This window comes from Roseburia sp. TF10-5 (assembly GCF_003462365.1).
GTDB classification, from domain to species: domain Bacteria; phylum Bacillota; class Clostridia; order Lachnospirales; family Lachnospiraceae; genus Roseburia; species Roseburia faecis.
In genome coordinates, this window is the sequence record NZ_QTYW01000021.1 from 45,338 (window position 1) to 55,761 (window position 10,424).

General features: G+C 40.9%; 8 protein-coding genes and 1 pseudogene. All 9 read left to right on the forward strand.

The features are described from left to right. Positions 1-43 precede the first annotated feature (43 nt). The gene (locus DXD06_RS14795; protein WP_117832812.1) at positions 44-526 is read left to right on the forward strand and encodes a GNAT family N-acetyltransferase; all 483 of its coding nucleotides are present in this window, start codon (positions 44-46) and stop codon (positions 524-526) included. 26 nt (positions 527-552) lie between these two features. After that, positions 553-1,884, forward strand: coding sequence for a 23S rRNA (uracil(1939)-C(5))-methyltransferase RlmD (rlmD, locus tag DXD06_RS14800; RefSeq protein WP_117832814.1), 1,332 nt, complete (start codon positions 553-555; stop codon positions 1,882-1,884). Further along, positions 1,802-2,152: pseudogene (locus tag DXD06_RS14805) on the forward strand (class II aldolase/adducin family protein); the annotation flags it as partial. The gene rlmD and the pseudogene DXD06_RS14805, both read left to right, overlap by 83 nt. 26 nt (positions 2,153-2,178) lie before the next feature. Beyond that, positions 2,179-3,444 carry a glycoside hydrolase family 27 protein gene (locus tag DXD06_RS14810; protein ID WP_055264003.1) on the forward strand — a complete coding sequence of 422 codons (1,266 nt, stop codon included), beginning with the start codon at positions 2,179-2,181 and terminating at the stop codon, positions 3,442-3,444. Between the two features lie 103 nt (positions 3,445-3,547). Further along, positions 3,548-5,044, forward strand: a complete 1,497-nt coding sequence (locus DXD06_RS14815; RefSeq protein ID WP_117832816.1) for a glycoside hydrolase family 43 protein — start codon at positions 3,548-3,550, stop codon at positions 5,042-5,044. A 286-nt stretch (positions 5,045-5,330) separates the two neighbouring features. Next, positions 5,331-6,014, forward strand: coding sequence for a response regulator transcription factor (locus DXD06_RS14820; protein ID WP_055263997.1), 684 nt, complete (start codon positions 5,331-5,333; stop codon positions 6,012-6,014). Continuing rightward, positions 6,011-6,919, forward strand: coding sequence for a sensor histidine kinase (locus tag DXD06_RS14825; protein WP_117832818.1), 909 nt, complete (start codon positions 6,011-6,013; stop codon positions 6,917-6,919). Before DXD06_RS14820 ends, DXD06_RS14825 begins: the two co-directional genes overlap by 4 nt. A 98-nt stretch (positions 6,920-7,017) precedes the next feature. Further along, entirely contained in the window at positions 7,018-7,698 is a 681-nt protein-coding gene (locus DXD06_RS14830; RefSeq protein WP_117832820.1) for an ABC transporter ATP-binding protein, read from the forward strand. Positions 7,699-7,711: 13 nt separating this feature from the next. After that, the gene (locus DXD06_RS14835; RefSeq protein ID WP_117832825.1) at positions 7,712-10,261 is read left to right on the forward strand and encodes an ABC transporter permease; all 2,550 of its coding nucleotides are present in this window, start codon (positions 7,712-7,714) and stop codon (positions 10,259-10,261) included. Positions 10,262-10,424: the final 163 nt, after the last annotated feature.

The following is a 10,424-nucleotide window of genomic DNA, read 5'->3' on the forward strand; positions in this document are numbered from 1 at the left end:
AGTTGAGAAAGAAAATCGAAAGCGAAGGATGAAAAGAGGAAAAATGAAGTTTCGAAAAGCTAAGCAGGACGATAAGGAAGAAATTCTTGCGCTGTATCAGTCGCTGATCGGTACTCCATACTGCGCATGGGGCAACGGGTATCCGGGAGAACAGGAATTTGATTATGATATGAAAAGAAATGCTCTTTTTTGTATGGAAAATGAAGATGGAGAAATCATTGGCACGATCACAGTGGATGAAGATCCGCAGGTGGAAGCACTCACCTGCTGGTCCAAAACACTGCAGCCGTCTGCGGAGCTTTCCAGACTCGGGGTACGCACCGATATGCAGAATCAGGGAATTGCCCGGCGGCTTCTGCAGTATGGCATGGAAGAATTGAAAAAACAGGGAAAAAGGAGTGTACATTTTCTCGTGTGTAAAACAAATAAAAAAGCACTTCGCTCTTATGAAAAATTGCATTTTGACGTAGTGGGAGAGAGCGGTTTATTTGACGAGGACTGGTGGTGCTACGAGAAAGAACTTTAAAAATCAAGTACAGGAAGTTGGAAAATATGCAAATAGGACAGAAAAAAACAACGGGACAGAAGATGAAAAAAGAGAGGAACAGGGGAAGAGAAACGGATAGAAAACCGAACATAAGCCAGATACAAAAAACAGGTGAACACTGCATTTACGCAAAAAGATGCGGAGGGTGTGACTATCAGGGAATTTTGTACAGTCAGCAGCTTTCCAAAAAGCAGAGTTACATGCGCAGACTCATGGAACCGTTTGGAAAGATTAATCCAATCATCGGGATGGACGATCCATACCACTATCGGCATAAAGTACAGGCGGCTTTTTCCTGCAATAAACGCGGACATATTGTGGCAGGCGTATATGAGAAACATTCGCATGATATCGTGGATGTGGAGGAGTGCCAGATCGAGGATGCACAGGCGGATGCCATTATCCGTGAAATTAAAAATATGATGCGTTCTTTCCGGATTCGTGCATATGATGAGGATACCGGATATGGGCTGCTGCGTCATGTGCTGGTGCGAAAGGGCTATCACAGCGGACAGATTATGGTGGTGCTTGTACTGGTATCTCCGATCCTTCCATCCAAAAATAATTTTGTCAAGGCACTGCGGAAGAAGTTCCCGGAGATCAGTACAGTGGTGATCAATGTCAATGACCGCAAGACCAGCATGGTGCTCGGGGAGCGCAATATTACGGTTTATGGAAAAGGATTTATTGAGGATGAACTGTGCGGATGCACATTTCGTATTTCACCGACTTCATTTTATCAGGTAAATCCGCAGCAGACAGAAAAACTCTACCGGAAAGCCATTTCCTGTGCCAAACTGACGGGAAAAGAAACTGTGATCGATGCGTACTGCGGTACGGGCACGATCGGGCTGATTGCCAGCAGCCGCGCAAAGCATGTGATCGGAGTGGAGTTAAACCGTGATGCGATAAAGGATGCTATCTCCAATGCAAAGCGCAATCATATTCACAATGTTACTTTTTATAATGAAGATGCCGGACAATTTATGGTAGAGATGGCAGAAAAAGGAGAACGTGCGGATGTGGTCATTATGGATCCGCCGCGTACGGGAAGCGATGAGGCGTTTCTTTCCTCTGTAGTGCGACTGGCTCCGGATAAAGTCGTGTATGTATCCTGTGGTCCGGAAACGCTGGCGCGGGATCTGAAGTATCTGACAAAGCATGGATACCGGATGAAAGAGTGTACACCGTTTGATCTTTTTCCGTTTACGAAACACGTGGAGACTGTTGTCTTGCTTTCCAAGGGAATGGTCGATTCCCTGTTATGGTACGATTCATGCGGATTATTTCTACGGAGAAATCCCCTGTGTGAGATGTCTGACGAAGGAAGAGATTAACTCTGCTTACGAAGAAAATACCGGACACTTGATTGTTTCGGAATTTAAACGCATGAAGAAGAATGTAATGGCAGTTCCTGCAGTGTTGTGCAAGAATCATGGTTCTTTTTCCTGGGGCAAGGATGCAAAGGAGGCCGTCCACAATGCGGTGATTCTTGAAGAGGTTGCCAAGATGGCATATCGAACCGAGCTGATTCATCCGCAGGAATTACAGGATAAGCATTATTTCCGTAAGCATGGTGCAAATGCATATTACGGACAGAATTAACAGGATATCGAGAGGGTATAAAACAGATGAAGATGAAAACAGCACCTATGGGGTGGAACAGCTGGGATTGTTATGGAGCGGCTGTTACAGAAGATATCGTACGACGGAACGCTGAATTTATGGCTGAGCATCTGAAGGAGTACGGTTGGGAATATATTGTGGTGGATATCCAATGGTATGAGCCTTATGCTGCAACCAATGAGTATCATCCTTTTGCGGATGTAGTAATGGATGAGTATGGAAGACTGCTTCCCGCAGTAAATCGTTTTCCTTCCGCAGCAAACGGTGCGGGCTTTGGACCATTGGCAGAATATGTCCATTCTCTTGGATTGAAGTTCGGCATTCATATTATGAGAGGGATTCCACGACAGGCTGTACATCAGAACACGAAAATCATGAACAGTGACAGACATGCCCGGGAAATTGCCAAAACAAATAGTATCTGTGCCTGGAATACGGATATGTATGGTGTAGATCCTGAGAAAGACGGGGCACGGGAATACTATAACAGTATTTTTGAATTATATGCTTCCTGGGGTGTGGATTTTATTAAATGTGATGATATTGCACGGGAACTGCCACATGAGGAATCCGAACTGATTATGCTGAGCAAAGCATTGCATGGTTGCGGAAGACCCATGGTTTTAAGTCTGTCGCCGGGACCTGCTCTTTTAGAAAAGGCAGAGCTTTATAAGCAGATTTCCAATATGTGGAGAATCACCGATGATTTCTGGGATAAGTGGGAACTGTTATATGATATGTTTTCAAGAGCAGAAAAATGGTGCACCCATGCAGGTGCAGGGCACTGGCCGGATGCCGATATGCTTCCGGTCGGACCGATACGGCAGGTATATGATGTGAATAACTGGACGAATTTTACACAGGATGAGCAGATCACCATGCTGACACTCTGGAGTATCATGCGTTCTCCTTTGATGCTGGGAGGAGAGCTGACAGGGTTTGACGAATTCACTATGAATCTGGTAACCAATTCTGAAATACTTGCCATGCATGCAAATGCACGGCATTCGCATCAGGTGTGGAGACGTGAAATCGATGGTATAGAGCATGCATTGTGGATTGCAGCAGATACAAAGGGTGGATATTATGTCGCGGTATTTAATCTGGGTGATAAAGACAGTGACATATCCATACCGCTTGCCGATCTGGAGATTTATGATGGAGTAAATGGAACGGAGCTTTGGAGCGGAGAGCACGTGGAAGAGCCAAAGAGCCTTAGTGTGTCATTAAAGAGTCATGGTGCTAGGGCATATCATTTTACGTACAACTAAAAAGCATACTACTGTTAATGTATAGATAAGAAACAAAGATAAAATAGTAAAAATAGAATAGAACAAAGAAAGAATATGGAGATAAAACAGAAAGGAATAAACAATGAATGTAAATCCTATAACAAGATTGGATTATCCAGATCCGGACGTGATCCGCGTAGAAGACACCTATTATATGGTATCCACAACCATGCACTTTATGCCGGGCTGTGAGATTCTGCAGTCTTTTGATCTGGTGCACTGGGAGCATGTGACTTATGTCTATGAGACGTTGGATCATACGGATGCGCAGCAACTGAAAAGCGGTCAGAATATTTACGGACAGGGCATGTGGGCAGCTTCCCTGCGCTATCATGAAGGCCGATTTTATATCTGCTTTGTGGCAAATGATACCCGTAAGACTTATTTGTATACTTCGGAAAAAATAGATGGTTCATGGAAAAAGCAGCTGATAGAAGGCTTTTATCATGACGGCTCTTTATTATTTGATGAGGATGGCAGAAACTATATTGTATATGGAAATGATGAAATCTGGATTACAGAATTGAATGAAGATTTGACTGCACCAAAGAAGGACGGATTACATCGTCTTTTAGTCAGTGATCATAAGAACCCGGAGCTAGGCTATGAGGGTTCTCATATTCAAAAAATAAACGGCTATTATTATATTTTTCTGGTTCATTCCCTGAGAGACCGCTGGATGCGGACGGAAGCATGCTTTTACAGTGATTCTCTGGAAGGAGAATTCACGGGTGGAGATGTACTTTGTGATGATCGTGGATATTGTGGACAGGGCGTGGCACAGGGAGGAATAGTGGATACGCCGGATGGGAAGTGGTATGCAATGCTGTTTCAGGATTCCGGAGCAGTTGGACGGATTCCTATTCTGCTTCCGGTTACCTGGAAGGATCATTTTCCGATTTTTGGACAGAACGGACATGTGCCGGAAGAAATAGAGGTTCACAGTACCAGACCAGGATATATTTATCAGCCATTAGTGGGAAGTGATGATTTCTGTAATGGGCTGCTTCCGCGCTGGCAGTTTAATCATGATCCAGATCCACGGTACTATCATCTGGATGCATTGCAGGGAACCTATACAATTACAACACGGGAAGTTTGTACAGAGCTTACACAGGCAGTAAATACGCTTACGCAAAGGATGAGTTATCCGTCCTGCGCAGCTGAGGTTACGGTTGATGCTTCTGCATTGAAAGAGGGCGATGTCGCAGGTTTGTGTGCGTTGCAGGGCTGTTATGCTGCAGTTGGCATTACAAAACGTCATGGAAAATATGAAGTCCTTATGCTGGATAAAAAAGAAGATGGTATATTGGATATGACGGAAGGAACTGTTGTTGAATCACACCAGATGGATTTTCGTCTTGAAGCAGATTTCTGTAACATGAAGGATGAAGCACGCTGCTATTACCGGGTAAATAAGGGAGACTGGCTACCCATCGGAACCGTGCATAAGCTGTACTTCAAACTGGATCATTTTACTGGTTGCCGGTTTGGTCTGTTCTGCTATGCGGCAGAGGAAACAGGAGGAAGTGCCTGCTTCCGGGATTTTAAGTATTATGATGTTGATGAAATCTCATAAAGATAGAACTGCATAAAATAAGTGTCGGAATTTACTCAAATTTTTCCTACTTTGGACATTGGTTTTTACAACGGTATTGTATAGTGAAGCAGAGGAAAAACAAATATGGAATGCTGCAGAAGAGATTGTGTTGAAAGAATTAGTGTATATTGAAAGCGTGGAAAGCTCCTTCGGGAGCTTTTTGCTGTTTATAAGATAAATTCTGTCGGAGCTTTTGACTTAATGATTTGATTTATAAAACTGGCAATGATACAATTAGCGTAATTTGAAAGAAAGCAGAGAAAATATGAGTGAAAAGTTACTGATTGTTGAAGATGACAAAAAATTAAATGATGGAATCCGTCTGGCTTTAAAGAATGATGCTTATTTCTTTTATCAGTGCAGAACTTTGCAGGAAGCTAGAGAAATCTTGAAAAAGGAAGATATCACATTGGTTTTATTAGATGTGAACTTGCCGGATGGGAATGGGATTGATTTTGTGAGAGAAATAAGGAAAAATAGTCAGGTGTCGATTATTCTGCTTACAGTAAATAACATGGAAGTAGATATTGTAACAGGATTGGAAGCTGGGGCAAATGATTATATTACGAAACCGTTTAGCTTGATGGTTTTGCGTGCAAGAGTGTCTGTGCAGCTTAGAAATAAAGAGGCAGCAGCTAAAAATTCTATGGAGCTTGATGGATTTGAGTTCTATTTCGATAAAATGGAATTTTTCAAAGATGGAGAACCTATTGAACTTAGTAAGACAGATCAAAAGCTCCTTAGAGTGCTGTGTGAAAACAGAGGAAAAGTATTGAAACGGGAATATCTGATTGACGAGGTATGGCAGGGAGATACAGAGTTTGTGGATGCTCATGCTCTGACTGTTGCAGTCAAACGCCTCAGGGACAAATTAGAAGATGATACGCAGAAGCCTGAATATATCAAGACAGTCTATGGAATTGGTTATACCTGGGCGGTGAATGGATGATAGAACTAATTATATTGATTGTAGGAATATTTGTTTTAAGTGGAATCTTCTGGCATAGCATTTTTTATCAGAAAGAAAAAAAGCTTTTGAACCGGCTGCAGCAAATGCTGGATTGTGCTATAGATGGAGAACTGGAACGGACAGAAATATCAGAAGAAAAGTATTCTGCTCTTGAAAACAGCATGAAACAACATTTAGACAGTAGCTTTCTGGCAAGAAAGAACCAACAGGAAGAAAAAGAAGTGATACAGAAACTTATTTCCGACATTGCGCATCAGACCTTGACTCCTATTTCAAATTTGAAAATTTATGGTGAAATACTCTCTGAAACAAATCATGAAAATCAGGAGGAGATAGCTACCATTTTGGAGCAGACGGAGAAATTGGATTTTCTGATACAATCACTGGTCAAATTATCACGAATGGAGAGCGGAATTATAGCAGTACATCCGGAGGATACTGCTATTGCACAGATGTTTGCATCCGTACAGCAGCAGTTTAATGTAAAAGCAATGGAGAAGGATATTTCCCTGAATCTATTTGACACGGATTTACATGCTATGTGTGATGCAAAATGGACTGTGGAAGCACTTGGAAATATAGTAGACAATGCGATTAAGTACACAGCATGTGGGGAAAATGTTCAGATAAAAGCCGAGCAGTATTCTTTCTTTGTAAAGATCGATATCATTGATGATGGCATTGGAATAGAAAAAGAAGAAATACCAAAGATATTTGGACGGTTTTACCGAAGTATGTCAGTGACAGACCAGCCAGGAGTAGGAATTGGCTTATTTCTTGCAAGAGAGATTATTCAGGCACAAAAAGGGTATATAAAAGTGACATCAGAGACAGGGCAGGGTTCTACATTTTCTGTTTTTCTCCCTGTATCAAAAACGGAATAGTATCAAAACTGTGATATTTCAGAAACGAGCTGGAAACATTGCTATGATAAAGTCTGTATTGTAAAGATCAATACAGGCTTTTTTGATAGGAGGATAGCATGAATATATTAAAAGCAGTAAATTTACAAAAAATATATGGGCAGGGAGAAACAGAAGTCAGGGCTCTTGATGGTATAAACCTGGAAGTAGAAAAAGGAGAGTTTGTAGCGATTGTTGGAACTTCTGGAAGTGGAAAGTCTACATTGCTTCATATCATTGGTGGTTTGGATAATCCAACATCTGGGCAGGTAATTGTGGATGGACAGAACTTAAGCCATATGACAGATGAAGAGCTTACCATTTTCCGACGCAGGAATATTGGTTTCGTATTTCAACAGTATAACTTGGTTCCGATGCTGAATGTATGGGAAAATATTATTCTTCCTGTGAAACTGGATGGAAAAAAGGTAGAAAAAGGTTATGTAGATGAAATCATAGATACACTGGGCATTCGGACAAAACTGGAAAATCTTCCAAGTGCACTGTCAGGGGGTCAGCAGCAAAGGGTGGCAATCGCAAGAGCACTAGCGGCAAAACCTGCTATTTTGCTGGCAGATGAACCGACAGGCAATCTGGACTCAAAAACGAGTCAGGATGTATTGGGACTTTTAAAAGTCACCGGTAAGTGTTTTCATCAAACAATTGTAATGATTACTCACAATGAGGAGATTGCCCAGATGGCTGACAGGATTTTACAGATTGAAGACGGAAAAATTGTTTCAGACAGTGGTTTGGTATAGTGAGGGCGATTATATGGTAAAAGTAGAGAATAAAGAAACGTTACGATTATTGACGAAACGTTTTATGAAAATGAACCGAGCAAGAAATATTATTGCTGTTATTGCAATCATGTTGACATCACTGTTATTTACAAGCCTCTTTGTGGGGAGTGTATCCATGATACTTTCCAAAAGAGCAACGGAAATTAAGCAATTTATGGATTCATCCCATGCTATTGCGCAGAATTTGTCAGAAGAAGATGCGGAGAGATTGCAAAAAACAATAGAACAGGATGAAGATGTGGAACGATATGGTTCCGGTATTTTTCTGGGAGCTGGAATGGACGAACGGTTTGGATTTTCCGTAGAGGTCCGATATGCAGATGAAAATATGGCAGAAAGTTTTAATTGTCTGCCAACTACAGGAAGACTGCCGGAGAAAGAAAATGAAGTAGCACTTAGCAGCACGATATTGGAATCTCTGGGTGTTACACCAAAGATTGGGGAAGAAGTAACGCTGACCTGGGAAGTAAATCCCATGCTGAAACAATATAAGACAGATACGTTTCAGATATGTGGATTCTGGCAGGGGGATAAAGCTGTTTTAGGTCAGATGGTCTGGGTATCCGAAGCCTATGCAAAGGAGAATCGTTATCCCGTTACGCAGGAAGAATTAGAAAATGGCATCTACAATGGAGGGAAAGAGTATTCTGTCTGGTACAAGAATCTTTGGAATCTGGAAAAGAAAACAGAAAATATATCTAAGACAGCAGGATTTACGAAAGCAGGGACAGGATTGGAGATCAATCCGGCATATAATCTTTTTGAAGAGGATTCATTTTCATTCACTTCCTTTATTGTAATGGTACTGTTTGTGATATTGGCTGGTTACTTAATTATTTATAATATTTTTAACATTTCTGTGAAAACGGATATCCGGGCTTACGGATTGTTAAAGAATGTGGGGACAACGGGAAAGCAGTTGAAGAAAATTGTACGTATGCAGGCGTGGAGATTATCAGCTATTGGCATTCCAATCGGATTGCTTTGTGGTTATCTTGCAGGTCTTTGTATGGCTCCGTCCTTGACTGCAGATGCCCAAATTAGTGCACAGGCAGGAAAAACAGCTCAGACAGTAGTATCAGCCAATCCTTTGATTTTCCTTGCAGCGATACTTTTAACGCTTTTAACGGTGTATCTCTCCAGTCTGCAGGCTTGTAAAATGGTGGAAAGAGTTTCGCCTGTGGAAGCTTTGCGTTTGGCAGAAGGAGAGCAGTCACATAGGAAAATAAAAAAGAATACTTCTGTAACCTGGTGGGGGATGGCAGTTCAAAATGTGTTACGAAATTGGAAAAAGGGATTGATTGTTATGCTTTCTATCGCTCTTTCTATGGTGGTTGTCAACTGTATCGTGATGTTGGTGCAGGGATATGATTTTGAGACTTACCAGAATATATTTTTAGCATCTGATTTTCAACTGGATCAGATGACCGACATTTTATCGAATACAAATTTTAACGGTATTACACCTGAAATCAAAGAGATCCTGAATAAGTGTCCGGAAAGTGAGAAAACAGGATATGTGTATTATTCGGAAGAAAGACATAAGATGGAACCGGCACTTTTGAAAACGTGGGAGACATTGGCAGAAAAAAACAAAGAAAACTGGACAGATTATGAAAAGCAAATCTGGGAGGAAACAAAAGCGGATAATACTGTAAAGGTTCATTTCCTCGGAATTAGTGAAGCGGTGTTTGATATGTTAGAATGGAAAGGGGAAAAATGTTCCTGGAATACGTTTAAAAGTGGGGAGTATGTGATTGTGGACTATAGTAATAAATATACAGAACAACCAGTTTCTTATTATCAGTCTGGCGAAACTTTTAAAATGGAGTACGGAAACGGAAAGCAGAAAGATTATGGGGTGATCGGAGAAGCTATGATGCCATATTCCCTGGATTATCCGTATGCAGATTCTGTTTATATTACAGTAATGGTCCCAGAAGAAGAGTATATCACCCAGACAGAAAATCAATCAGCAATGTATGCTGCTATTGATGCCAAGAAGGGAGAGGATAAGCAAGTAAAAGAATACATTGATAAAAATGTTTTGAAAGAAAATGATATGATCAATGTTTTTTCTGTATTGGATATGAAGGCGAGCTTTAGGCGGTTTGTCAGTAAATATTATATGATCGGTAGTTTTCTTGTCGTTATTTTAGCCTTTATTGGCATTATGAATTTCTTTAATACAACAGCAACTTCTGTAATTAGCAGAAAAAAAGAACTGGCACTTTTGGAAGTTGTTGGAATGACGAAAAAACAGGTATCGAAAATGCTGGTGACTGAGGGATTCCTATATTTGGGAGGCGCATTTGTGATTGCAGTATTATTAGTTGTGTTTGGGGCAGAGAAGATTTTAGCAAATACACTCGGTACGGCATTTTTCTTTCAGATGCATCTTACAATCGTACCGTGCCTGCTTATGGTTCCGATATTAAGTGGAATTGCATATGCGATTCCTAAGTATCAGTTTAAAAAGATGAGTCAGGAAAGTGTAGTTGAAAGAATTCGTAAGGAATAATAACAATATCCTTACCTAAAATGAAATTTTAAATTCCATTTTAGGACAGAAAAATATTTTACGAATGACCTATACTTTTACATGAGAGATGGTTATAATAGAGTTGAGGTTTAGGTAATTGCGAAACAAGTTCGCAATCCTGATTAAAAATGCGGTAAGAATC

Coding starts and splice junctions, on each gene's coding strand:
- DXD06_RS14810 (WP_055264003.1), top strand. CDS start 2,179: ATGAAGATGAAAACAGCACCTATGGGGTGGAACAGCTGGGATTGTTAT.
- DXD06_RS14825 (WP_117832818.1), top strand. CDS start 6,011: ATGATAGAACTAATTATATTGATTGTAGGAATATTTGTTTTAAGTGGA.
- DXD06_RS14830 (WP_117832820.1), top strand. CDS start 7,018: ATGAATATATTAAAAGCAGTAAATTTACAAAAAATATATGGGCAGGGA.
- DXD06_RS14820 (WP_055263997.1), top strand. CDS start 5,331: ATGAGTGAAAAGTTACTGATTGTTGAAGATGACAAAAAATTAAATGAT.
- DXD06_RS14795 (WP_117832812.1), top strand. CDS start 44: ATGAAGTTTCGAAAAGCTAAGCAGGACGATAAGGAAGAAATTCTTGCG.
- rlmD (WP_117832814.1), top strand. CDS start 553: ATGCAAATAGGACAGAAAAAAACAACGGGACAGAAGATGAAAAAAGAG.
- DXD06_RS14815 (WP_117832816.1), top strand. CDS start 3,548: ATGAATGTAAATCCTATAACAAGATTGGATTATCCAGATCCGGACGTG.
- DXD06_RS14835 (WP_117832825.1), top strand. CDS start 7,712: ATGGTAAAAGTAGAGAATAAAGAAACGTTACGATTATTGACGAAACGT.